The following is a 21,484-nucleotide window of genomic DNA, read 5'->3' on the forward strand; positions in this document are numbered from 1 at the left end:
GAGGTCTGCTATCAGAAAAAAGGGAAGTTATTCTATCACGCATGACGCTAACAGCCAGTGCTGTAGCGTTAATCGCCCAGAACCGCTGAACGTCATGAGCGCCTCGCTTTCCGGGAAATAGCGTGCAGACATCACGGCTTCACCGTCGTTGATAAAAATTTCAACGCTGGAGCGATCGCACAGGATCTGCAATTGGTTCAGATCGCCGCGCCAGTAACGATGCTCGGGCTCGCCGGTACGACGGTTACGTCGGCTCAGCGTGACGCGTTCACCGTCCCAACAGAGAACCAACTGGGAAGCGAGGCTGAGCTGGAATTCTCCCTGCACGGTGATAAGGATTTCCGCGCTGCTAGCGTTCAGCGGAGATGCGTAGTCTGCGGCACCCTGCCAGCGGTAATGCTGTCTGCGCAGCAACTGCAACTCGCGCGCAGGACGTTGATAAACGCGATCGTCATGCAGCGTGAGTTCACGCGGGCAGGTCATGGTATGGATCCAGCCATGTTCGATCGTCGGTTCAAAAAATTCATTGTCGTCAGGAATCGACATCCAGCCGAACAGCAGGCGTCGCCCGTCTTCACTCAGCGTGGTTTGTGGAGCGTAAAACTCGAAGCCGAGATCCAGTTCGTGGAAATCCTGATGCGGGTAAGCGCCGTTTTCGTAATTGAGTGAGCCGATGAAATAGCCAGCCTGAAAGGTATTCAGGTAGCGTTCCTCTTCGGCGGGAACGCCCTGCGGGCAGCAAATCAGTACGTCTTTGCCATCCAACGGGAACATGTCCGGGCATTCCCACATATAGCCAAAATCACCGAGCCCGCCCAAACGGGAACCGGCGATCTCGCCGATCTTTTCCCACGCCAGCAGATCGGCAGAACGGTAGAACAACACTTTACCTTGTAGATCGCGATCCTGTGCACCGAGCACCATGTACCAGTGGTCGTCATGACGCCACACTTTGGGGTCGCGAACGTGGCCAGTGTAGCCGTCGGGGAGCGTCAGAACCGCTCCCAGCTTGTCATATTCACCGTTAGGATTCTCACGGGCGAGGCACTGAAACGCGGTACGTGAACCGTCATCGTATTTGACGTTACCGGTGTAAATCAGCGTGATCGCGCCATGATCTACCACGGCAGAACCGGAGTAGCAGCCGTGGCTTTCATAGCTTTCGCTCGGCACCAACGCGACGGGCTCATGCGTCCAGTTCACCAGATCGGCGGAACTCCAGTGCCCCCAGAATTTCGCTCCGTGGGCACAGGCTAAAGGATTCCACTGATAAAACAGATGGTAACGCCCGTTGTGATGAATAAATCCGTTCGGATCGTTGAGCAGACCAACGGTCGGAGACAGGTGCCATTCTGGGCGATACGGATCTTCCTGTTTCCGTGAATGGCCTGACATCAGGGCGTGCGCCATGCGCTTTAGTAAGTGGACTTCCTTCATTATTCGCTATCCGTTTTATATTTCAGCAGTAAGGAAAGGATAAAGGCGGCACCGAACGCAATTAACATCCCAATCAGGTAGTTAAGCATTGAGCCCCCTTGCACAATCGCCAGTCCCGGAAAACCGGTCAGCCCGACGGCCGTCATATTGACGTGATTGAAAACCACCCATGCGCCACCGAGTGCACCGCCTGCCAGCGCTGCCAGGAACGGTTTAATGAAGCGCAGGTTGATACCAAATATCGCTGCTTCCGTGATGCCTAGCAGACAAGAAAGCCCCGCGGGAACGGCAATCGCTCGGGTTTTGGCATCGCGCGTTTTGAAGTACACCGCCAGACACGCGCCGCCCTGCGCCACGTTCGCCATCGCCCAAATCGGCAGCAGGAAGTTGACGCCGATATTCGGGTTGCCAAGCAGTCCAGCTTCAATGGCATGGAAGCTGTGATGGACGCCAGTGATCACGATAACTGAATAGAGGCCGCCGAACAGTAAACCGGCCAGCCAGCCAGCGTGAGCAATCAATGTGCTGAGAACCAAAGAAATGCCATCGCCCAGCGCACGTCCAGCCGGACCAATGAGCAGCATGGCGACAAAGCCGGAAATGATGACGGTCAGGAACGGTGTGACGATAATGTCCAGCGCATCCGGTACGATCTTACGCAGGCGTTTTTCCACGATGCTCATGAACCAGACGGCCAGCAGGACCGGAAACACGGTGCCCTGATAGCCGATCATGGCGATGTCCATGCCGAAGAAATGCATGGTCTGGAAGCCCCCAGCGACGCCCCAGGCGTTGGTCAACGCTGGATGAGTCAGGATACCGCCCAGCGTCGCACCCAGATAAGGGTTGCCGCCGAATTCCCGTGCGGCGGTAAAGCCGATCAGAACAGGCAGGATAATAAATGCCGCGGAGCTGAACATATCCAGCATGACAAAGATCGCGCTGCTGGAATCGACCCAACCGTAGGTCTTGATCATGCCGAGCAGCCCCATCAACAGACCGGACGCGATAATTGCCGGCATGATAGGGACGAAGATGTTTGACAGCAGGCGCGCCAGACGTTGCAGCGGGTTCAGTTTTTTTGCGGCAATCGAGGCGGCTTCGGATTTGCTCGATTCACTGATACCTGCCGCTTTGATGAACTCGGCATACACCTTGTTGACCAGCCCTGTGCCGAAAATGATCTGCATTTGTCCGGCGTTCTGGAAGCAGCCTTTCACGCCGTCGACGTTCTCGATCGCTTTCTTGTCAGCCAGACTGTCATCATTCAGCACCAGACGCAGGCGAGTCGCACAGTGAGCAGCACTGGCGATGTTCTCTTTCCCGCCGAGAAGGGGGATGAGCGCGGCGGCAGTAGCGTTGATATCCATGTTATTCCTCTTCTTTCTATAGGATATGCGGTTTCTTTGGCGTCGATTAGCGCATCATCGACGCCAGATTCAGGCAATGATTAGAACCAGGTTTCCATCTGGATACCGAAGTTCCATTCGCCGCCTGCTTTAAAGCCGGTGGAGCCAAACGTATCTTCCCTGGAGTAGTTATCCAGTCGTTTATCCCAGTCCATGTAGCTGGCAAACACGCGCAGTTCAGGGCGGCTAAAGAAGTTGCCGATATCGCCGACCTTGAACGTCGGTGCGAAGGTCAGCTTGTAGAAGCCGCCGCTAACCTGATTCAGGCTGCGATAACCGCGTGGATCGAGGTCCATGTATTGATAGCTGCCTTCATAGGCCAGTGCAAAGTTTTCGGTGATTTCCTGAATCAGGCGCGCATTAAACGTCACCCATTCGTAGCTATCGCCGTTGACGTAACGGTCTTTACTGGTTTGCGCCAGAATGGACGGTGCGAAGCTCCAGGTCTTGTTCAACGCTGTCGTACCGTAAGTCGCAAAGCGCCAGGTGTTGGCATCGTTGGTCAGGTTGCCATCGGCACCGATGTTTTTCACTTCGCCACCCAGACCGTGACCGTAGAGGATCGCGGTTTTCGATGTCCCGTCGCGCAAGCCGTAGAAGCTGTCGCCGTGGTAAGCCACCATCGCGTGATAGCCTTTGTCGCCCGCATTGGTGTTAGTAACGATGGTGTTATCGCGGCTGGTACCCGTGTTTGCTTTTACATCGTTGTTCTTCGCGGTTAATCCGCTCAGCATGAACTGGAATGGCCCGACGTAGTTATTAGCGGTAAAGACGTAGTTTTTGATGTCGTTATCCAGCGAGGTAATTTCGCCGAGGCTGCGGCCATACAGCGAGAAGTTACTCTTGGCGCTATCCGCCCATTTCACGTCATAGATCCCGCCGCCGGTGCCCGCGAGGAAGACCACGTCGCTGTCCAGCCAGTGAATATCAAAGTTATCGCGATCGAAGCGTTTACCCGCCCACAGCGTGGTGTCCTTAAAGGCACCGGTGAAGGTTGGCAGTGACCCCAGTTCGACGAAAGCTTCACGGATGTTCAGGTCGCTGGTGGCCGCCGTCCAGTCGTTATAGCTGCGCTGACCGTCCGCCATCATTACCTTGAAGCGAGTAGTCGCACCGTTATCCAGCTTCTGTTTGTGTTCCAGTTTGATCTCGACGTAGGTGTCGTCTTCATTGCCTAAACGGCCAATATGTCCGCCAGTTTGACCCGCAGGGGACATGCCCGGGCCGATATCGGTTTTGGAACTGGTGGCAGAATCATTGATTGACAGGCCGGAACGCGCGTAGCCGTGGAATTCGAATCCATCAGCGAACGACTTCTGCTTGGCCAGCGCCGTTGTACGCTGTTCCACCTGCTGGGTTTTTTGTTCGGTTTGGGTCGTACGGGTGGCTAACTGCTGGGTTTGCTTTTCAGCGGCATTAGCTCTGGCTTCAGCGGCCTGAGCGCGGGCTTCAGCCTGTTGCAGACGCTGTTCCATAGCGTTCAGACGGGCTTCAATACTGTCGGTGTTGGCAGCGGAAACATAAAACGGGGAGGAAAGTAATAATCCTATCGTCACAGCAAGGTGGCTTGGCTTCATTTTTTCTTTCTCGTCGTGAAGGAGATTTATTGTTTTTGGATTTTTCGTGTTTAGCTAAATTGCTAAACCGGTTTTTCATGAGGAAAATAAAAGCCAAAAGAAGGGTTAGCAAGAAATTTCATTCACCCGATTCTGTAACTGTGATCCTGACTACAAAACCGGGCGGTAACCGTATCAAACGAGGGGACTAGGGCTTGGCTAAGGGCGTGCGTGCAACTGCTGAGCGTAGGGGAGTGCGGTCATTGCACCTTTCGCCGTGGTAGCCAGTGCGCCGCACCGCTGCGCCTGCTCGATAATCGGATCCCAACTGAGCGGCTGTGACAGGTCGTCATACTGTGCCAGGCCGTGCAGCAAACCGGCGACGAAAGCATCCCCCGCGCCGGTAGTATCGACGGGCGTTACCGACGGCGCGGCAAAGTGTTGTAGCCGGTGACGATCGTGCAGCCAGACGCCTTCGCCGCCCAGCGTCACCAGCAAGAGTTGGGTAGGGTAGCGCTGCATAAACTGCTGAATTCCCGCTTCAACATCCGGTGTTGAGCAGAGAAAGGCCAGTTCTTCACGCGATAGCTTCACCACGTCGGCCAGCATCAGCGCCTGTGTCAGACAGTCGCGCAGTTCCTGCTCGCTTTGCCAGAGGTCGTCACGGATATTCGGGTCGAAGCTGATTCGCCCCTGCGCAGCTTTCACCTGCCGCATCGCCGCAAATGCGGTACTGCGCGAGGGCTCCTGTGAGAGTGCGATAGAGCAGAGGTGCAGCCACTCTCTCTGGCTGAACACCGGCAGGTCTTCCGGCTGTAAAAACAAATCGGCACTCGGGCGCACCATGAATGTGAAGGTACGTTCCCCTGTTTCATCGAGGCTAACGACCACGGTTGAGGTCCGATGTAGCCTGTCGTGTGCCATGTAGCGGGTATTTACGTTTTCCTGTTCCAGCACTGTTCTTAGAAAATGGCCAAAAACATCGCCGCCAACGCGACCAACAAAGGCACTGTTTCCCCCGAGTCTGGCAATGCCGACCGCCACATTGGCGGGCGCGCCGCCAGGGCATTTCAGATAGCGTTCCGTATCTTCCGAGATGAGATCGACAACCGCGTCGCCCATGACCCAAATTCTGTTTGCCATAACGTTACTCTTATCAATGATAATTAGACTGTTTGCTAAAATAGAAGAATCGGTTTAGCTAAGCAATATCATTATGAGAGTGTCTACAGGATAAAATAACAAGGAGGAAATAAACTGGGGAAGAGATTGTGAGTTACAGGAATATTTTAAGTGTATGGATAATCATGTTTTTTTGACATAAAGGCGTAGAAAAAGGAAAGTGAACACGATCGAGTTTTTGAACACGCGGGCTAAATAAAATACATTCTTGCCCGATATTCTTTATGTCGTTTGGCGGTACAGCGTGACTGTCACAAGGAAGATACCAAGAAGGAGAGAATGGCATGGCTCATAAAATCTTGGATAACATGTTGGATGAATTAAAAACAGTGGTTAAACAGCACGTTGGTGATAGTGCTGATGTTCAGATTGACATACGCTATCTAGAAGGTGGACGTAAAGCGCTCCGGATTACCATTCCTGATATTTCCACCCTGGAAATTGAATTTAATCGGCGTTCTGATCGTGCGTAATTACAACCTGCTTTGGGGAATATGGGCGATATGGGCTTTATTGGTTATCGTCTGGCTTATTGATATTTATAGCGAATTTCCCCTTCGATATTACGGTCAGGGAGTGGCAGCCGTACTCGCCGCAAGTGCCACGATCGCATTTTTCTATACTGTTAAAAGGAATAACACGATGTTTTCATTCGATAAAAACAAAAAAGATGCAAAAGAACCGCAAGAGCGCAGTGAAATAAACAGCTCTCCCGCTATCAGTCCATCGAACGAGTTGATTAATTCAGTGAACCCTGTGCGCGTGAAAAAAGACACCTTCATTTCCCAGGGCGCGCGCATGACGGGCTCTCTGGCCGTGGATGGCAACATTACCGTGGAAGGCCGGGTAGAAGGTGATGTGCAGTGCGATAACACGATTAAAGTGGAGCACACCGGTCAGATAAACGGCGAAATGAAATCGCAGCAGATCGTCATCAATGGTCGCGTAGAAGGACGCATAGCCGCCAGCGTCGTAGCCATTCTGGCGCAGGGAAAAGTATTCGGCGACATTTTTACCGATGAACTCTCCATCGAAAAAGGCGGTGTCTTCACCGGCCAATCCCACCCGCTGACCCCGCCAGCACAGAGCCAGGAAAAACTGACCTACGTAGAAAAGAGAAAAGAGAAAACCAGCAAAGTCCCCGCAGAGCAAGAGAACGTCGTCGCGCTAGCGAGCAATGCGCCCACGGCGTGAGGCTCGTTCTTAACCTCCGAATGATTGCTTAGTCTTCCCCGCGCCAGCGGGGATAAACCGAACAGCAGGGATGTAGATTATCACGGTTTCCTTATTGTCAACTTGTTCCATTTACGGCATATTGTTTCCAATCTGGAAACGTCAGGGAGTGAATCCAGATGCATGTTATTTCGCGGGCACCTTTCGACACTGCAACCACTCATTTTCCGAATCAGGCGGCAGCACTTGCTGATTTATATCGGGTTATCAAACGCGAAATGTATGCAACGCCGGACGATATGAAAAAACGCTTCCCTAGCCTGGATAGGATGAAATATCGGGAAAAATGGTGGGTTATTGATATTGGTGGCGGGCATCTTCGCGTGATGTTTTTTGCTGATTTTGAGCGGGGGAAAATCTTCATTAAGCACATCACATCCCATGCAGAGTACGACAGACTGACAGAGTATTACCGGAGGAATAAAGAATGATGTACGCAGACGCCATCAAGGCAGCTAACAACCTGACGAGTATCGTACCATTCCTCGGAGGCAGCACCTCTCGTAAGGATTATGAGGATGCGCTGAAACTCACTGAATATCTGATCGAGAGTGAGCCTGATAGTCCGCTAATCGACATGCTGACTGCCAAAATTGACAAATACGAGAATGATGCACCGGAGTTTGCTGCCTTCAACGAACGTATTAAAGCACTTCCAGCCGGTATCGCTTTACTGCGCGTCCTCATGGATCAGCACCAGCTAACGCAGAGTGATTTTGAAGCTGAGATCGGTAAAAAGTCTCTGGTATCCCGTATTCTAAACGGTGAGCGCACTCTAACGCTGGATCACATGAGAGCGCTTGCTAAACGATTCGATATTCCCGTGAGTGCTTTTGTTGATTGACACGACGGTTCAGTGATTCTTGCTAAGAGCAGCATAATGCACTGCGCTATAAAGCGTTCCCCATTCCCGTGGGGATAAACCGGATGTCGTGACCTCCGCTTTTATGCCGTTCCCATTTTCCCTGTTCCATGGATACAGCTAAAGGATTAGCTGTTCTGGTTCGCAGTTGTAAAGCTTAGCCAGCTTTTCTCGGGTGCGTTTCTGCGGCCTTGAGTCTGGGGACTCAAGCTGAGAGACGGCTGCTTGGGTCATGCCAAGTGCGGTTGCCACCTCTTGCTGAGAGAAGCCTCTGAAAATTCTCCAGGCTGCCTGTAAGCTGACGTCTTGATCAATATGAATGCTAACCACTTCATGAGGAATGGAGACGTCATCCTCTGCGCTATGAGTGTAGGGAATACTCTCATAAAGGGCTGGGTCGTCAGCGTTTTCAATAAGTTTCTGATATAACTCATACGGAACAACAGCATATTCAGGTTTGCCGCTTTTATCCCGAATCACTTGTACGCTCATGGTGTATTGCTCCAACATTTTCTTTCGATGGGTGAAAATCAGTTGTGGTGTAAAAGAAGAATGCGCTTTCCTTCTCAGTATGTCGTCGTTGTCCTTCGCTTGACTTCAAGTATCTCGCACACTTGTGGTACATCGTTGATTAGCTCAAAGATAATGCGGTAATCCCCAACCCGTAGCCGATATTGCTTGCCAAACGACTCGAGTTTTTTCAGATCCAGATTCACATCTGGAAATGTACTCAGCTCGCCCACTTTTTCTTTGATTCGTTTTCGATATCTGGTGTCAATGGTGCCGAGTTGTTTTAATGCCCGTTTTGACCAACTAACCTTAATCATGAATCCCTCAAACGAAAGTCTTCCCTGATATAAGTTAATTATAAGATAATTTAAATATTATTCTCTTTTTTCTTATTTTTTTGTTTATGGTACTGCTGGGCCTTCAGAGATAAACCTACAGAGCTGAGCACCTGGTCGCCTTTGCCTGCGTGTTCCCCGCACGGGTTCAAATCCCGCTTCTGGCTGGCGCGATGGGGGATTGCGTGTCAGTATTAAAGCACGCCATTTTTGCACTCACTGTCACGGTGAGGCGCGATGCCAATGATTTTGTCTTCCATACGTTACCGTAAGGAGGTGATATGAAAGTTGAATCCGCAGAGTCGTCCGTTTTTGCCAGCCAGCAGGTGATGGCGAAGCGTTCCACAGAGCACGCAGAGAAAGCGGCGCTGTCCGAACAGCTTCAGTCTTATCAGGCGGGCAGCAGTGTCGTTCCTGCTGGTGAGACGACGCGATATGATTTCACCCGCATTAGCCCTGCCGAACTGTATGAAACGGTAGAAGGCCTTGTCAGCAGTGGGCGGTTGGGGCGGGAAGAAGGTTCCGCGCTGCTGGGTTTTATCGCGTCGCCGCGAGAGAATGTCGGCAGTGTGCCGCCTTCCAATGTGTTCCAGCCGATTAATGTTTTCGACACCATTCAGCAAGGTGTCGCGGGCGCATCATCCCGTAGCGAAGTGCAAAATACCGAAAGCTTGCAACGTGCCGCAGAGGCGCTGAACCGCTTTCAGGGACAGGTCTCCAGCATTAGCGTTTACGTCTAGCGTATTTCAGTGCGCCGTAGTCTGATGACGTCTCCCTATCCCCGCGTTTGCGGGGATAGTTGTTTTATACCGCGCTCAGCATGGGGTTCGAGCTTTGATTTCCGTCAGCAGCGTGATTAGCGCCTGCACGTTATCGTCCTGCGTGCGCCAGGATGACACGCTGATGCGCAATGCCGGACGTCCTTGCCAGACGGTGCCGCCAAACCATGCTTTGCCCGACGCCTGCAGCGCTTCTCGTATCGCCGTGGTTTGGCCGTCGGTTTCCCCCCGCAGCAGAACCTGATTAAGCACAACCCGATTCAGTATCTCAAAACCCGCATGGCGCAGGCCGTCGGCGATGAAGGTTGCCTGTCGGCAGTGTCGTTCGACCATCTCTGCCACGCCGTCGCGCCCCAGCGTACGCAGTGCCGCCCACACCGGAATGCCGCGCGGCCGACGGGAGAATTCGAGTGTCAGGTTCTTCTGCGCATCTCGCGCCGCACTGGAATAGACGGCATCCGCATTCATCGCTTCCGCCAGCACGTCCGCATCGCGGCAAATCGCCATCGCACAATCGTAGGGTGTGTTCAGCCATTTATGCGCGTCGGTTGTCCAGCTATCGGCCAGCTCGATGCCGTCGGTGAGCTCCGTGTGGGACGAGGCTCTGGCCCACAGCCCGAAGGCACCATCAACGTGAACCCAGGCACCCGCTGCTTTCGCGACGGGAATGATCTGCGCAAAGTCATCGAACTCGCCTGTGTTGACCTCGCCCGCCTGCAAACAAAGAATCGTGCAGTCGTCCAGCGAAGGAAGCTGTGCCACGTCGATCTGCCCAAACGCATTCACGGGCGCGATACGTAAATGGCGTAGCCCAAAGCCGAGTACGCGTAGCGCTTTCTTCACGGTGATGTGCGTCAGCTCCGAAATCACGACCTTAATTTCAGGCGCGCCGTTCAGTCCATCGTTGTCAAAATCCCAGCCTTGTTTTGCCAGTAGAGCACGGCGTGCGGCGGCCAGGCAGGAAAGTGTGCAGGCGGTGGCGCTGGTGCCGAAACCCACGGCGCTTTCTTTGGGCAAGTTCAGCGCATCGAGTACCCAGCGACTGGCGAGGCGTTCCAAGGTGGCGGATACCGGCGAGTTATCAAAGGTGGAGGCGCACTGATCCCAGGCGATCATTAATCGCTCGGAAGCGGCGGCGATCGGCAATGAGGCACCGATAACAAAGCCGAAATAGTTTGGGCCATTGGAGGCGGTAGTAGCCGGTGAACCGACTTCATCCAGCAGCGTCAGCGTGCTTTCGGGCGAGAAGCCCTGTTGCGGCAGCGCTTCATCAAAACGTGCCAGCGCGGCGAGGGCAGCGGCATCGGGAAAAACCCGACGCTGTGCAGTCTCAGCCAGATAACGTCGGCCGCGCTCGTCGGCATCAGCCAGTAATGTCAGTTCGCTCATGCTTTTTCCCTTATCAATAGGATGGTGTGTTTATCAAGCAGCGTTGTTCCGCTATCACGATGGCGTGGAAGCGGCCGGTGACGGCGCTGAGGCGTGCAGCGTCACTTTCCAGAAAAGTAGCGCCGTCAGGCTGACGGCTGCGCCAAGGAGGCACACGCCTGACCAGCCCGCAGCGTCATACGCCGCTGTCGTTGCCATCGCGCCAAGCCCACTGCCGATGCTATAAAACAGCATATAACAGCCAACCAGACGGCTGTGCGCATCGGGATGCGTCTTGAAAATCATGCTTTGGTTGGTGACGTGAATGGCCTGTCCACCCAGATCGAGAACGATGATGCCGACCACCAGCGCGAAGAGAGAATAGGGCGCTAACCACAGCGGCAGCCACGATGTCAGCAGCAATAACAGGGCGATGCCGCTGACCCACTGTTCGCGGCCTTTATCGGCCAGCGCTCCCGCTTTTACCGCCGCCAATGCGCCGAGAATTCCCACCAGACCAAACGCACCGATAACCGTATGAGAAAAGAAATACGGTTCGCGACTCAGCGGCAGAACCAGTGCGCTCCAGAAAATGCTCAGGGCAGCAAACATCAGTAAAGCGATGGTGCCGCGTATTTGCAACACCCGTTCTTGACGCAGCAGGGTCAGCATAGAGAGCAGCAACGCGGAATAGCGTGGGCGCTGCCGGGCAAGCGGCTGATGCGGCAGTGTGCGCCATAAAAGCACAGCAAGCAGGAGCATCAGCAGCGCGGAGAAAAAGTATACGCTGCGCCAGCCTGCGACATCGGCGATAAAGCCGGACAGCACGCGCGCCAGCAACAGCCCAATTACCACGCCACCCTGTGCTGCACCCACCACGCGCCCACGTTCCTGCGGTGCGGCAGCCGTTGCGGCATAAGCAATCAGCCCCTGAGTCATTGCCGTGCCGAGCATGCCCACAGCTAGCATGCCGATCAATAGAGCCAGGGGCGTGGTGGATAGCCCAACGGCGATCAGCGCCACGATGAGCGTGCCCAACTGGGCGAGCATCAAATAGCGTCGATTGAGGATATCACCCAGCGGCACTAGCAGAATTAACGCCAGCGCACAGCCAAGCTGTGTTGCAGTCATCACGCCGCCAACGGCGGCGATACTGATGTGAAAATCTACCGATAGCGCATCCAACAGCGGCTGTGCGTAATACACATTGGCGACGCTGAGGGCGCTGGCACAGGCAAACAGCAAAACTAACGCGCGCGGCAATGTCGTCTGCGTGCTGTAAAGATCGCCTTCGGTGACGGATGACGTGGTATGAATAGGGCTTGTTTTCATCGTATTGGCTTTCATGGCTCAACTTGGTTTCAAAATAAAACCACTTGAAGCATAAATACTCTGGTTTTATTCTGCAACCAAAAAACATGCGGTCAGTTTTCCGCCTGTGGGTAAGGCAGGCAGGATGAACAGGAAAAAGGGGAGGAAGTATTCATGGTGAAGCGCAAAAGTTTGAAAGAGGATGCGTGTCCCGTCGCCCGTGCGCTGGATGTGGTTGGCGATCGCTGGGCGTTGCTGATTATCCGCGATGCCTTCGACAATCGCCGCCGTTTCGGCGATTTTCAGCGCAGTTTGGGCGTTGCCAAAAATATTCTTACCGATCGTCTGCGCGCCCTGGTTGAGGAAGGCATTTTGTCCGTTCAGCCCGTTTCCGAAAGCTCGGCCTATCAGGAATATATCCTGACGCCAAAAGGCGAACAGCTATTCCCGCTCGTTGTGGCGCTACGTCAGTGGGGGGAACAGCAGCTGTTTGCAGAGGGAGAACCGCACTCCCTGCTATTGGATAAACACACCGGCCAGCCTCTGCAAACCATGCTGCCGCATTCTGCGGAAGGGCAGTTAGTGGTCGGGCAGGATACGTTCGTTCAGAAAGTGGATTGAGGCAGCGCAATGCAGAAAAAACTGAGAGAAACAGGTAGCGATCTTGAGGCAATCTCCCGCTATTTGAAGAAGTTGCACGTACTGACGTTATGTGTAGGTGAAAATTCGGAATTATGGTGTGCGAGTTGCTTCTATACTTATGACGATCAACAGATAGCCTTCTATCTAATGACGGAGTTGCAGACGCGCCACGGAGAAATAATGGCAAGGCTGCCGCAGGTGGCCGGTACGGTGAGCGGCCAGCCGAAGAGCGTCATGCTGATTAAGGGCGTGCAGTTTCGGGCGCAGGCGGTGCAGTTGGAAGGGGATGACGCGCAGCAGGCCAGAGCGCGATACAACGCGCGTTTCCCTATTGCCCGGGCATCGCAAGCGCCGATTTGGCGGCTCGATCTGACAGAAATCAAAATGACGGACAATACGTTGGGCTTTGGTAAGAAGCGCCACTGGCAGCGCTAACGTTTGTCATAACTAACATTTTCCATACATAACAATTTTCCATACATAACAACAGCAACGTAAAAAGATGGGATAGTGAAAGACGCTGAGCAAGGGGGGAAAACCGATGAGCCGAGTACTGTTATTAGGTGCAACGGGGTTAGTGGGGCACGAGTTGTTAGCGCTGTTGAAAGCCAATAATCGGGTAGAGACGATCTATGCGCCAACCCGTAAGCCGCTGGCACCGTCAGAGAAAGTGGTCAATCCGCACGATCCCGATCTCTCTGCCGCGCTGGCGCAATTGACCGATCCTGTCGATATCGCGTTTTGCTGTCTGGGATCGACGCTCAAGACGGCAGGTAGTAAGCAGGCGTTCCGCTATGTGGATTACACGCTGGTGGTGGAAGGATCAAAGGTAGCGCTGGCGCTAGGCGCGACGCACCTGTTAGTCGTCAGTTCGCTGAGCGCGAGTGCGACGTCGCCTTTCTTCTATTCGCGCGTGAAGGGAGAAGCGGAAAAATCGCTGCGTCAGCAAGGCTGGCAGCATCTGACACTGGCACAGCCGTCGATGCTGCTGGGGGAAAGAGAAGATAGTCGTCCGCTAGAAAGTCTGGCCGCGCCGCTGTTTCGCCTGTTCCCAGCAAAATGGCGAGCCATTGAAGGGAAAACGGTCGCGCAGGCGTTGCTGAATCAGGCGTTCTCGCCCGAGCCCAAAGCGCGGGTCACCGTGCTCGAATCCGATCAATTACGTTCACTGGGTAAGATGCAGGCGCTTCAGTAACCTCTTGTCGATCAACGCAGACGGTGGACAACCTGATTGCTGCTGCCGCGCCAGATCAGTGCGGGATCTTTCAGGTCTTGCACAAATTTTCCATCGACTAACACGTTGATGAGATCGACCACCCGTTGTTGCTCCGGCGTCAGTTCCGCCAGCACGTAGCCCGTCCAGACCCAGATATCTTTGCCGGGGCATTCCGCGCGTATCCGTTCGACCAGCCGCAGGATGTCAGGCACGTTCCGTGGGTGAAGCGGATCGCCGCCAGACAGCGAAATGCCCTGTCGTGGGATCGCCGTATCCTGAAGATCGGCGATGATCCGATCTTCCTGTTCCTGCGTAAACGGCTGGCCGGAGTTGAGTCGCCAGGTGCTCTTGTTGTAGCACCCCACACACTCATGCACGCAGCCAGCGACAAACAGCGTGCAGCGGGTGCTGGGGCCGTTGACGACATCAACGGGATAATACTGGTGGTAATTCATACGGTAGAGCCCATGTTGTAAAGCGGGCGCGTGTTGACGATGCCGCGAAAAGGTGGGCCGCATTGCTGCGGCCCGGAAGGGATTATCCCAGTTGACCGTTACCTAAGTGCTTGATTCGACGCTTCACTTCTTCCTGCTTACCGGCGTTGAATGGGCGTGCATCCGGGCTGCCGAGGTAGCCGCACACGCGGCGCGTGACGGAAACGCGGGCCGAATCGTGGTTGCCGCATTTCGGGCAGGTGAAGCCTTTGCTGGTGCACTCAAATTCACCGGTGAAACCGCACTCGTAGCATTCGTCGATCGGCGTGTTGGTGCCGTAGTAAGGCACGCGGCTGTAGCTGTAATCCCACACGTCTTCCAGCGCTTTGAGGTTGTGTTGCAGGTTCGGGTATTCGCCGTAGCAAATGAACCCCCCGTTAGCCAGCGGCGGATAGGGTAGCTCGAAGTCGATTTTCTGGTAAGGGTTCACCTTCTTCTCCACATCGAGGTGGAAGCTGTTGGTGTAATACCCTTTGTCCGTCACGCCCTGCACGACGCCAAACTCGGCGGTATCCAGACGGCAGAAGCGGTCACACAGGTTTTCGCTCGGCGTGCTGTACAGGCTGAAGCCGTAACCCGTTTCGTCTTTCCACTGCTCGGTGGCGGCTTTCAGGCGAGTGATAACAGCCACGGCTTTGGCACGCAGCGCCTCGTCATCAAACACGTGCGTTTGGCTACCGAAGAGGGCATTAATCGTTTCATGCAGGCCGATGTAACCCAGTGAAATCGAGGCGCGTCCGTTCTTGAAGATATCCGCAATGCTGTCGTCCGCTTTTAAGCGCACGCCGCACGCGCCTTCCATATACAGGATTGGCGCGACGCGAGCTTTCACGCTTTCCAGCCGCGCAATGCGCGTCATCAGCGCTTTCTTCGCCAGCGCCAGACGCTGATCGAGCAGTGTCCAGAAGCGGTCTTCATTGCCTTCGGCCTCCAGCGCAATGCGCGGCAGGTTCAGGCTGATCACACCTAAGTTATTGCGGCCGTCGTGAATCTGCTGGCCGTCTTCTTCATAAACGCCGAGGAAGCTGCGGCAGCCCATTGGCGTTTTGAACGAACCGGTGACGTTGACGACCTGATCGTAGTTCAGGATATCCGGGTACATGCGCTTACTGGCGCACTCCAGCGCAAGCTGTTTGACATCGTAATTCGGATCGCCCGCTTTGTGGTTCAGACCGTCGCGAATCGCAAAGACCAGTTTCGGGAAAACCGCTGTTTTGTGGTTTTTACCCAGTCCGGCAATGCGGTTGCGCAGGATCGATTCCTGAATCAGACGCGATTCCCAACTGATGCCGAGCCCGAAGCCAAAGGTCACGAACGGCGTCTGACCGTTAGCGGTGTGCAGCGTATTGACTTCATATTCCAGTGACTGGAAGGCGTCATAGCACTCTTTTTCCGTGCGGGTTAAGGCATAGTTTTCCGCATCTGGAATCTTCCACTCTTCCGCCACGGCTTTATGTTTCTCATGGCTGGCGGTGACGAACGGCGCCAAAATCTCATCAATGCGGTTAATCGTGGTGCCGCCATAAATGTGGCTGGCGACCTGCGCGATAATCTGCGCGGTGACGGCGGTAGCCGTGGAGATCGATTTCGGTGGCTCAATCTCCGCGTTGCCCATTTTGAAGCCGTTGGTCAGCATGCCGTTCAGGTCGATCAGCATGCAGTTGAACATCGGGAAGAAGGGCGAGTAGTCGAGATCGTGATAGTGAATCTCACCGCGCTCGTGTGCCAGTACCACATCACGCGGCAGGATGTACTGTTTGGCGTAATGCTTGGCGACAATACCGGCCAGCAGGTCGCGCTGGGTGGGAATTACTTTACTGTCTTTGTTGGCGTTCTCGTTTAGCAGCGCCATGTTGCTCTGCTCGACCAGACCGCGAATTTCCTGATTCAGACGACCGTGGCGTTCACGCGCAATATCGCGGTCATGGCGGTATTCGATGTAGGTACGCGCCAGTTTTTTGTAATTGCCGGACATCAGCAGGTTTTCGACCGCGTCCTGAATATCGCGGATATCTACGCGCGATTTATCCTGCATTTGTTGAGCGACCGCACAGGCCACAGTTGCACAGTAGTCTGCATCATTGACACCGGCTGCATGTGCCGCGCGTTCGACCGCCTCTTTGATACGCACTTCATCAAAAGGCACCTGGCAACCGTCCCGTTTAATCACTACTGGTTTCACGTTTTCTTCCTCTGGAAAGGTTATCCACAGGCGAAAACCGTAACTGACAAGGGTTACAGAGGGCTGTGGATGACACTGTGGATAAACACTATATGTAGTTCATGTTTACAGGATAGGCACTATATATTGAAATTGCGTAGGGGTGTTTGCGCTTTTATCGCTGTAAAATTGATGTAGAGCAAAGAAATCCTCATGTCGCGGGGAATTTGAGCCTGAACAAAAAATAGGCAAAAAAGGCGATGAGAATGGGAAGGCTTGCTACGCGCGGCTTGGCGTAAATTTGTTTGTTTTTTGACCGCGATGTGTGTCGGGAGTATCAATAATGTTGTTGTGGTGAAAGAAAGAACAGAAAAAAAGCGCACCGGTTACCGTGCGCTTTTTGGGGATATTGCGGTGATATTTAGCGACGAACGGCGATCGCTTCGATCTCGATCTTCACGTCTTTTGGCAGGCGTGCGACTTCAACGCAAGAGCGAGCCGGGAACGGTGCGCTATGTTCGTTGAAGAAGGCTTCATACGCGGTGTTGACCAGAGCGAAATCGTGCAGGTCTTTCACAAATACGGTCATTTTCACGATATTGGAAACTTTCAGGCCAGCGGCTTCTACGATCGCCTGAACGTTTTCCAGTGACTGACGCGTCTGAGCGGTGATGTTATCTGCCACCAGACCGCTTTTCGGGTGCACGGGGATCTGGCCGGACGTGAAGATCATGCTGCCAAGGTCGACGCCCTGAACATAAGGGCCGATGGCGGCTGGGGCGTGCTCAGTGCTGATAATGCGTGACATGGTATCTCCTTGATGGGGGCGTAAAAGGAACGCGGACGCCGCCATTATTCAAAAAAGCCCCGCGACAGGCAATGTCCATCGCGGGGCAACGCAGAAAACTAGCGATCTTGCAGTACCGCCTGACGCTCAAATTCTTTCTCGCAGTACTTACATTTGAGGTGAACGTCGCCGTCGCGCTGCTTCACGCTGAATGACGATGAAACCGGTTCGCTGCGGCTGATGCAGTTGCTGTTCGGGCAAGTGAGCACGCCAGTAATGTGGTCTGGCAGCGTCGGCACCAGCTTGCGCACGACGTCATAATCATCGATCTGATTGACGGTCGCCTGCGGTGCGTAGATTGCCAGCTGATTCGCCTGCTGTTCGGTCAGGAAGACGTTCTCGATCTTGATCAGATCTTTGCGCCCAAGGTGGTTGGACGGCAAGTTCAGGCCGATGGTGATGCGCTGGTCTGTCGCGGTCAGTTTAAACAGCGTCAGCAGCTTAAAACCCACCTGTGCGGGAATGTGGTCGATCACCGTGCCACGTTTGATCGCTTCAACCTGTAATTTATTATCGTGTGTCATGATGGCTTCTTCCTCTTACAGAACCAGTTCGCGATTCAGGACCAGCGCCAGCAGCGCCTGACGGGCGTAAATACCGTTGCCTGCCTGCTGGAAATAATAGGCGTAAGGCGTGGCATCCACATCAATGGTGATCTCATCAACGCGCGGTAGCGGGTGCAGTACTTTCAAATTCGGGCGGGCGCTGTGCAGGTCATCGGCGCGCAGGATAAACTGGGATTTGATATTGATGTATTCGGACGGATCCAGACGCTCTTTCTGCACGCGCGTCATGTACAGAATATCCAGCTCGCCGACGACGTCGTCGATGCTGTTGTGCAGGCTGTAAGCAATATTCTTCTCTTTCAGCATGCTCAGAATGTAGTCCGGCATCGCCAGCGCGTCCGGGGCGATGAAGTAGAAGCGGTTGCCTTCAAACTTCGCCAGCGCCTGCGTGAGTGAATGCACGGTGCGGCCATATTTCAAATCACCGACCATCGCGATATTAATGTTATTCAGTCGGCCCTGCGTTTCCTGAATGGTGAACAAATCGAGCAGCGTCTGCGTCGGGTGTTGGTTCGCGCCGTCGCCAGCGTTCAGAATCGGAATACCGCCGGAGAACTCGGTCGCAAGGCGGGAAGCGCCTTCCTGCGGGTGACGCATCACGATGGCATCCACGTATTGGCTGATGACGGAAATGGTGTCGGCCAGCGTTTCGCCCTTTTTCCCCAACGACGTGTTGTTGCTGTCAGCGAAACCGACGACGGATGCGCCCAGACGATGCATCGCGGTTTCAAAGGATAAACGCGTCCGGGTGGAGGCCTCGAAGAAGCAACTGGCAATCACTTTATGTTTCAACAACTCAGGCTGAGGTTTGGCTTTCAGGCTGGCGGCGACACGCAACGCCAGTTCCAAATCTTCCCGACTGAGGTCGTTAATTGAAATAATATGTTTTTGATAGAGCGGATTGACCATGTTGTCTTTCTCCTAACGTGTACACAGGAAATGTCGTATCGGGTTGCCCAGATTGTGGGCCAAAAAAAAGCCCCTCATTGAGGGGCTTTCTTCATTGAATAATTGAGCAACGGAAAGGAAAACGCTAGCTGGCTGCCGGATGGCAGTTGTGGTTGAGAACCAACATAAGCAGCGGATTTTTTGGTGTAACGGTGCATGACCCCTCCCAGCAAACTGTCGGGAATTATACGCGCCGACTAGGCTATTTCAAGCAGAAAACGTGGTTTTTTACGCATCGCAATCGGTTGCGGGTCGTGTGCTGTATGCATAACGTGCGTGCGTGGGAGAAGGCCAATGGGGAAGAGTGGTGGGCAGTTCACTTTTTCGTATTAACACGCTGGCGGGCGTCACATTTGGAGAGTATAAGGATTATAAAACAGGGTTTCATTTTTATATCAATGAGGGTTTTTATGATTACTGGCAACGTCCACCACCTTGAACTGGTTCCTTATCTGCCTGCAAAACTGCTCGAAGCAATTGAATACGTGAAGCAAAACATTACGGCAGACACGCCGCTGGGCAAGCATGATATCGAAGGCAACAGCGTGTTTGTGCTGATCTCCAACGACAGCACCGATCTGCTGGAAAAACGCCGCGCTGAGTATCACGCCAAATATCTGGACATTCAGATCGTGCTGTCTGGTGTGGAAGGGATGACGTTCAGTAACCTGCCTGCGGGCAAGCCGGATACCGACTGGCTTGCGGATAAAGACATTGCTTTCCTGCCTGCGGGCGAGCAGGAAAAACAGTTTGTGATGCAGGAAGGGGATTTTGTCGTCTTCTTCCCGGGCGAAGTGCATAAACCGCTGTGTGCCGTTGGCGAACCTGCGCACGTGCGCAAAGCCGTGGTGAAAATCGACGCGTCACTGGTGGTGTAAACCGCTGGAAAGCCTATCCCTCCCCGCACTGGGGAGGGAAGTAAACTTTAATCCTGTACTAGCGTAGCGACCATCACCGCTTTGATGGTGTGCATGCGGTTTTCCGCCTGATCGAACACGATGCTGTGCGCGGATTCAAAGACCTCATCCGTGACTTCCATTCCACCGTGCAGACCATATTGCTCCGCCATTTGTTGGCCCATCGTCGTCTGATCGTCGTGGAACGCAGGCAGACAGTGCAGGAACTTCACCTGCGGATTACCCGTTGCGGCGATCATTGCCATGTTCACCTGATAGGGTTTCAGCAGCGCGATGCGCTCTTTCCAGGTCTCTTTCGGTTCCCCCATAGAAACCCAGACGTCGGTATAAATGAAATCTGCGCCCGCGACGCCCGCGGCGATATCTTCCGTCAGCGTAATGCTGCCACCGGTTTGTTCTGCCGCCGCCTGACACTCAGCCACCAGACCGTCATCCGGCCAGCAGGCTTTTGGCGCAACGAGGCGTAAATCCAGCCCGGTCAGCGCTGCCGCTTCCAGCATGGTGTTGCCCATATTGTTGCGCGCATCGCCAACATAGACGAGCGTCATCTCTGACAGCGGTTTACCCGGCAAATGTTCCTGCATCGTCAGCAGATCCGCCAGCAACTGCGTAGGGTGGAATTCATTCGTCAGCCCGTTCCAGACCGGAACGCCCGCGTATTGCGCCAGCGTTTCGACAATTTGCTGGCCGTAGCCGCGATATTGAATGCCGTCGTACATTCTTCCCAGTACGCGTGCAGTATCCTTGATGGATTCTTTATGGCCGATTTGGCTGCCGCTTGGGCCGAGGTAGGTCACTTGCGCGCCCTGATCGTATGCAGCAACTTCGAAAGAGCAGCGAGTACGAGTCGAATCTTTTTCGAAGATGAGTGCGATGTTTTTACCTTGCAGGCGGCGGGCTTCTGTCCCGTTTTTTTTGTCGGCTTTCAGTTTCGTTGACAGGGCTAAAAGATTGGCAATTTCTGCGGGTGTAAAATCCATTAACCTTAAAAAGTGACGCTTATAGAACGGTTGCATGATGTACCTCTCCATGTGGCTCAACACCATTGGTTGAATTAAAATTCACTTTATATGTGTAATTATTCAAATTCAAGTGGTGATATCAAACTTTGTGGTGGAGCAAGCCGCAGGGCTGTGGGACAATAAGTAATATTACGTCGTTTAATGAGGACTGAGGCATGGCAAACCGCGAATTACTGGAAGAGCAACGGGAAGAGACACGCCTGATCATTGAAGAACTGCTGGATGATGGCAGCGATCCTGACGCGCTCTATACCATTGAACACCATTTCTCTGCTGAGAAGTTTGAAGTGTTGGAAAAAGTCGCTGTAGAAGCCTTCAAGCTGGGTTATGAAGTGACGGATGCGGAAGAACTGGAAGTGGAAGATGGCGTGTTGCTGATGTGCTGCGATGCTATCAGTGAAGTTGCGCTAAAGGCGGAGATAATCGACGCGCAGGTAGAACAACTGCTGGCGCTGGCAGAACGCCACGGCGTGAATTACGACGGTTGGGGCACCTACTTCGAAGATCCAGATGGTGAAGGCGAAGAAGACGGGGATGATGAAGATTTTTATGATGAAGATGATGACGGCAAGCGCCACTAATTATTGAGTCATTAACTCGAAAGAATACGCCTCACTGAAAACGCCGCCGGAATCCCTGCGGCGTTTTTTATTCGGTATGACAGCGCGTGATTGTCGTACTTTCAGCCT

The 21,484-nt window shown here is 53.7% G+C and carries 24 protein-coding genes and 1 pseudogene; 10 read left to right on the plus strand and 15 right to left on the minus strand.

Features of this window, described 5'->3' with window-relative positions; all coding sequences use genetic code 11:
- Window positions 1-27: 27 nt before the first annotated feature.
- From Q3A88_RS12160 to Q3A88_RS12175, 4 genes are all read right to left on the minus strand, one after another.
- Window positions 28-1,437 (minus strand): sucrose-6-phosphate hydrolase, encoded by a 1,410-nt coding sequence (locus Q3A88_RS12160; protein ID WP_317177989.1) that lies wholly within the window; start codon window positions 1,435-1,437, stop codon window positions 28-30.
- On the minus strand, window positions 1,437-2,807 hold the full coding sequence (locus Q3A88_RS12165) for a sucrose-specific PTS transporter subunit IIBC (protein ID WP_039470385.1): 1,371 nt from the start codon (window positions 2,805-2,807) through the stop codon (window positions 1,437-1,439). The genes Q3A88_RS12160 and Q3A88_RS12165 overlap by 1 nt, the downstream gene beginning before the upstream one ends.
- A gap of 80 nt (window positions 2,808-2,887) precedes the next feature.
- Entirely contained in the window at window positions 2,888-4,423 is a 1,536-nt protein-coding gene (locus tag Q3A88_RS12170) for a carbohydrate porin (RefSeq protein ID WP_317177990.1), read from the minus strand.
- A 198-nt stretch (window positions 4,424-4,621) separates the two neighbouring features.
- Window positions 4,622-5,545: an aminoimidazole riboside kinase gene (locus tag Q3A88_RS12175; RefSeq protein ID WP_317177991.1), complete on the minus strand. Its 924-nt coding sequence runs from the start codon at window positions 5,543-5,545 to the stop codon at window positions 4,622-4,624.
- A gap of 323 nt (window positions 5,546-5,868) precedes the next feature.
- On the opposite strand from Q3A88_RS12175, the gene Q3A88_RS12180 reads away from it, so the two are divergent.
- From Q3A88_RS12180 to Q3A88_RS12195, 4 genes are all read left to right on the plus strand, one after another.
- Entirely contained in the window at window positions 5,869-6,057 is a 189-nt protein-coding gene (locus Q3A88_RS12180; RefSeq protein WP_110162805.1) for a hypothetical protein, read from the plus strand.
- A 169-nt stretch (window positions 6,058-6,226) separates the two neighbouring features.
- Window positions 6,227-6,778 carry a polymer-forming cytoskeletal protein gene (locus Q3A88_RS12185; protein ID WP_110162804.1) on the plus strand — a complete coding sequence of 184 codons (552 nt, stop codon included), beginning with the start codon at window positions 6,227-6,229 and terminating at the stop codon, window positions 6,776-6,778.
- Between the two features lie 158 nt (window positions 6,779-6,936).
- A complete protein-coding gene (locus tag Q3A88_RS12190) occupies window positions 6,937-7,248 on the plus strand; it encodes a type II toxin-antitoxin system HigB family toxin (protein ID WP_317177992.1) in 312 nt (103 codons plus the stop codon).
- On the plus strand, window positions 7,245-7,661 hold the full coding sequence (locus tag Q3A88_RS12195) for a type II toxin-antitoxin system HigA family antitoxin (protein WP_039504227.1): 417 nt from the start codon (window positions 7,245-7,247) through the stop codon (window positions 7,659-7,661). Before Q3A88_RS12190 ends, Q3A88_RS12195 begins: the two co-directional genes overlap by 4 nt.
- 138 nt (window positions 7,662-7,799) lie before the next feature.
- Here the strand turns inward: Q3A88_RS12195 and Q3A88_RS12200 are convergent, their stop codons facing one another.
- Together Q3A88_RS12200 and Q3A88_RS12205 are read right to left on the minus strand one after the other, a co-directional pair.
- Window positions 7,800-8,171, minus strand: a complete 372-nt coding sequence (locus tag Q3A88_RS12200) for a helix-turn-helix domain-containing protein (protein ID WP_110162859.1) — start codon at window positions 8,169-8,171, stop codon at window positions 7,800-7,802.
- A 74-nt stretch (window positions 8,172-8,245) separates the two neighbouring features.
- Window positions 8,246-8,506, minus strand: a complete 261-nt coding sequence (locus tag Q3A88_RS12205; RefSeq protein ID WP_110162803.1) for a type II toxin-antitoxin system RelE family toxin — start codon at window positions 8,504-8,506, stop codon at window positions 8,246-8,248.
- A gap of 299 nt (window positions 8,507-8,805) precedes the next feature.
- Here Q3A88_RS12205 and Q3A88_RS12210 point away from each other — a divergent pair, with 299 nt between their 5' ends.
- Entirely contained in the window at window positions 8,806-9,264 is a 459-nt protein-coding gene (locus Q3A88_RS12210; protein WP_317177993.1) for a hypothetical protein, read from the plus strand.
- A gap of 75 nt (window positions 9,265-9,339) precedes the next feature.
- On the opposite strand, the gene Q3A88_RS12215 is transcribed toward Q3A88_RS12210, so the two are convergent.
- Together Q3A88_RS12215 and Q3A88_RS12220 are read right to left on the minus strand one after the other, a co-directional pair.
- Complete coding sequence (locus Q3A88_RS12215; RefSeq protein WP_317177994.1) at window positions 9,340-10,692, minus strand: pyridoxal phosphate-dependent decarboxylase family protein; 1,353 nt, start codon at window positions 10,690-10,692, stop codon at window positions 9,340-9,342.
- 54 nt (window positions 10,693-10,746) lie between these two features.
- Window positions 10,747-12,003: an MFS transporter gene (locus Q3A88_RS12220; protein ID WP_317177995.1), complete on the minus strand. Its 1,257-nt coding sequence runs from the start codon at window positions 12,001-12,003 to the stop codon at window positions 10,747-10,749.
- A gap of 153 nt (window positions 12,004-12,156) precedes the next feature.
- Between Q3A88_RS12220 and Q3A88_RS12225 the strand changes: the two genes are divergently transcribed.
- From Q3A88_RS12225 to Q3A88_RS12235, 3 genes are all read left to right on the plus strand, one after another.
- Window positions 12,157-12,603 carry a winged helix-turn-helix transcriptional regulator gene (locus Q3A88_RS12225; RefSeq protein ID WP_014913935.1) on the plus strand — a complete coding sequence of 149 codons (447 nt, stop codon included), beginning with the start codon at window positions 12,157-12,159 and terminating at the stop codon, window positions 12,601-12,603.
- A gap of 9 nt (window positions 12,604-12,612) precedes the next feature.
- Entirely contained in the window at window positions 12,613-13,059 is a 447-nt protein-coding gene (locus tag Q3A88_RS12230; protein WP_039282711.1) for a YhbP family protein, read from the plus strand.
- 106 nt (window positions 13,060-13,165) lie between these two features.
- Window positions 13,166-13,819: a hypothetical protein gene (locus Q3A88_RS12235; protein WP_317177996.1), complete on the plus strand. Its 654-nt coding sequence runs from the start codon at window positions 13,166-13,168 to the stop codon at window positions 13,817-13,819.
- Window positions 13,820-13,830: 11 nt separating this feature from the next.
- Here the strand turns inward: Q3A88_RS12235 and nrdG are convergent, their stop codons facing one another.
- From nrdG to pyrB, 5 genes are all read right to left on the minus strand, one after another.
- Complete coding sequence (nrdG, locus tag Q3A88_RS12240) at window positions 13,831-14,295, minus strand: anaerobic ribonucleoside-triphosphate reductase-activating protein (protein WP_317177997.1); 465 nt, start codon at window positions 14,293-14,295, stop codon at window positions 13,831-13,833.
- 82 nt (window positions 14,296-14,377) lie between these two features.
- Window positions 14,378-16,516, minus strand: a complete 2,139-nt coding sequence (nrdD, locus tag Q3A88_RS12245; protein ID WP_317177998.1) for an anaerobic ribonucleoside-triphosphate reductase — start codon at window positions 16,514-16,516, stop codon at window positions 14,378-14,380.
- 400 nt (window positions 16,517-16,916) lie between these two features.
- Window positions 16,917-17,303 (minus strand): 2-iminobutanoate/2-iminopropanoate deaminase, encoded by a 387-nt coding sequence (ridA, locus tag Q3A88_RS12250; RefSeq protein WP_317177999.1) that lies wholly within the window; start codon window positions 17,301-17,303, stop codon window positions 16,917-16,919.
- Between the two features lie 98 nt (window positions 17,304-17,401).
- Window positions 17,402-17,866, minus strand: coding sequence for an aspartate carbamoyltransferase regulatory subunit (pyrI, locus tag Q3A88_RS12255; protein WP_010284552.1), 465 nt, complete (start codon window positions 17,864-17,866; stop codon window positions 17,402-17,404).
- A 15-nt stretch (window positions 17,867-17,881) separates the two neighbouring features.
- Window positions 17,882-18,817, minus strand: a complete 936-nt coding sequence (pyrB, locus tag Q3A88_RS12260) for an aspartate carbamoyltransferase (RefSeq protein ID WP_317178000.1) — start codon at window positions 18,815-18,817, stop codon at window positions 17,882-17,884.
- 449 nt (window positions 18,818-19,266) lie between these two features.
- Between pyrB and Q3A88_RS12265 the strand changes: the two genes are divergently transcribed.
- A complete protein-coding gene (locus Q3A88_RS12265; RefSeq protein WP_317178001.1) occupies window positions 19,267-19,734 on the plus strand; it encodes a YhcH/YjgK/YiaL family protein in 468 nt (155 codons plus the stop codon).
- A gap of 47 nt (window positions 19,735-19,781) precedes the next feature.
- On the opposite strand, the gene argF is transcribed toward Q3A88_RS12265, so the two are convergent.
- Both argF and argL read right to left on the minus strand, forming a co-directional pair.
- Complete coding sequence (argF, locus tag Q3A88_RS12270; protein WP_039282690.1) at window positions 19,782-20,789, minus strand: ornithine carbamoyltransferase; 1,008 nt, start codon at window positions 20,787-20,789, stop codon at window positions 19,782-19,784.
- 22 nt (window positions 20,790-20,811) lie between these two features.
- Window positions 20,812-20,859 (minus strand): annotated as a pseudogene (gene argL, locus Q3A88_RS21910) (putative translational regulatory protein ArgL); the annotation flags it as partial.
- A 91-nt stretch (window positions 20,860-20,950) separates the two neighbouring features.
- Here argL and rraB point away from each other — a divergent pair.
- On the plus strand, window positions 20,951-21,376 hold the full coding sequence (rraB, locus tag Q3A88_RS12275) for a ribonuclease E inhibitor RraB (protein ID WP_010284584.1): 426 nt from the start codon (window positions 20,951-20,953) through the stop codon (window positions 21,374-21,376).
- Window positions 21,377-21,484: the final 108 nt, after the last annotated feature.

The organism is Pectobacterium sp. HCp5_1 (genome assembly GCF_032905925.1).
Classification (GTDB): domain Bacteria; phylum Pseudomonadota; class Gammaproteobacteria; order Enterobacterales; family Enterobacteriaceae; genus Pectobacterium; species Pectobacterium brasiliense_A.

What these genes read in the sequence shown, in the direction of transcription:
- pyrI (WP_010284552.1), bottom strand. Translation starts at nt 17,866, where the DNA reads ATGACACACGATAATAAATTACAGGTTGAAGCGATCAAACGTGGCACG.
- Q3A88_RS12265 (WP_317178001.1), top strand. Translation starts at nt 19,267, where the DNA reads ATGATTACTGGCAACGTCCACCACCTTGAACTGGTTCCTTATCTGCCT.
- nrdG (WP_317177997.1), bottom strand. Translation starts at nt 14,295, where the DNA reads ATGAATTACCACCAGTATTATCCCGTTGATGTCGTCAACGGCCCCAGC.
- Q3A88_RS12190 (WP_317177992.1), top strand. Translation starts at nt 6,937, where the DNA reads ATGCATGTTATTTCGCGGGCACCTTTCGACACTGCAACCACTCATTTT.
- Q3A88_RS12235 (WP_317177996.1), top strand. Translation starts at nt 13,166, where the DNA reads ATGAGCCGAGTACTGTTATTAGGTGCAACGGGGTTAGTGGGGCACGAG.
- Q3A88_RS12160 (WP_317177989.1), bottom strand. Translation starts at nt 1,437, where the DNA reads ATGAAGGAAGTCCACTTACTAAAGCGCATGGCGCACGCCCTGATGTCA.
- Q3A88_RS12225 (WP_014913935.1), top strand. Translation starts at nt 12,157, where the DNA reads ATGGTGAAGCGCAAAAGTTTGAAAGAGGATGCGTGTCCCGTCGCCCGT.
- pyrB (WP_317178000.1), bottom strand. Translation starts at nt 18,817, where the DNA reads ATGGTCAATCCGCTCTATCAAAAACATATTATTTCAATTAACGACCTC.
- Q3A88_RS12220 (WP_317177995.1), bottom strand. Translation starts at nt 12,003, where the DNA reads ATGAAAACAAGCCCTATTCATACCACGTCATCCGTCACCGAAGGCGAT.
- Q3A88_RS12210 (WP_317177993.1), top strand. Translation starts at nt 8,806, where the DNA reads ATGAAAGTTGAATCCGCAGAGTCGTCCGTTTTTGCCAGCCAGCAGGTG.
- Q3A88_RS12165 (WP_039470385.1), bottom strand. Translation starts at nt 2,807, where the DNA reads ATGGATATCAACGCTACTGCCGCCGCGCTCATCCCCCTTCTCGGCGGG.
- Q3A88_RS12215 (WP_317177994.1), bottom strand. Translation starts at nt 10,692, where the DNA reads ATGAGCGAACTGACATTACTGGCTGATGCCGACGAGCGCGGCCGACGT.
- Q3A88_RS12230 (WP_039282711.1), top strand. Translation starts at nt 12,613, where the DNA reads ATGCAGAAAAAACTGAGAGAAACAGGTAGCGATCTTGAGGCAATCTCC.
- Q3A88_RS12175 (WP_317177991.1), bottom strand. Translation starts at nt 5,545, where the DNA reads ATGGCAAACAGAATTTGGGTCATGGGCGACGCGGTTGTCGATCTCATC.
- Q3A88_RS12205 (WP_110162803.1), bottom strand. Translation starts at nt 8,506, where the DNA reads ATGATTAAGGTTAGTTGGTCAAAACGGGCATTAAAACAACTCGGCACC.
- Q3A88_RS12185 (WP_110162804.1), top strand. Translation starts at nt 6,227, where the DNA reads ATGTTTTCATTCGATAAAAACAAAAAAGATGCAAAAGAACCGCAAGAG.
- Q3A88_RS12200 (WP_110162859.1), bottom strand. Translation starts at nt 8,171, where the DNA reads ATGAGCGTACAAGTGATTCGGGATAAAAGCGGCAAACCTGAATATGCT.
- argF (WP_039282690.1), bottom strand. Translation starts at nt 20,789, where the DNA reads ATGCAACCGTTCTATAAGCGTCACTTTTTAAGGTTAATGGATTTTACA.
- Q3A88_RS12180 (WP_110162805.1), top strand. Translation starts at nt 5,869, where the DNA reads ATGGCTCATAAAATCTTGGATAACATGTTGGATGAATTAAAAACAGTG.
- rraB (WP_010284584.1), top strand. Translation starts at nt 20,951, where the DNA reads ATGGCAAACCGCGAATTACTGGAAGAGCAACGGGAAGAGACACGCCTG.
- Q3A88_RS12170 (WP_317177990.1), bottom strand. Translation starts at nt 4,423, where the DNA reads ATGAAGCCAAGCCACCTTGCTGTGACGATAGGATTATTACTTTCCTCC.
- ridA (WP_317177999.1), bottom strand. Translation starts at nt 17,303, where the DNA reads ATGTCACGCATTATCAGCACTGAGCACGCCCCAGCCGCCATCGGCCCT.
- Q3A88_RS12195 (WP_039504227.1), top strand. Translation starts at nt 7,245, where the DNA reads ATGATGTACGCAGACGCCATCAAGGCAGCTAACAACCTGACGAGTATC.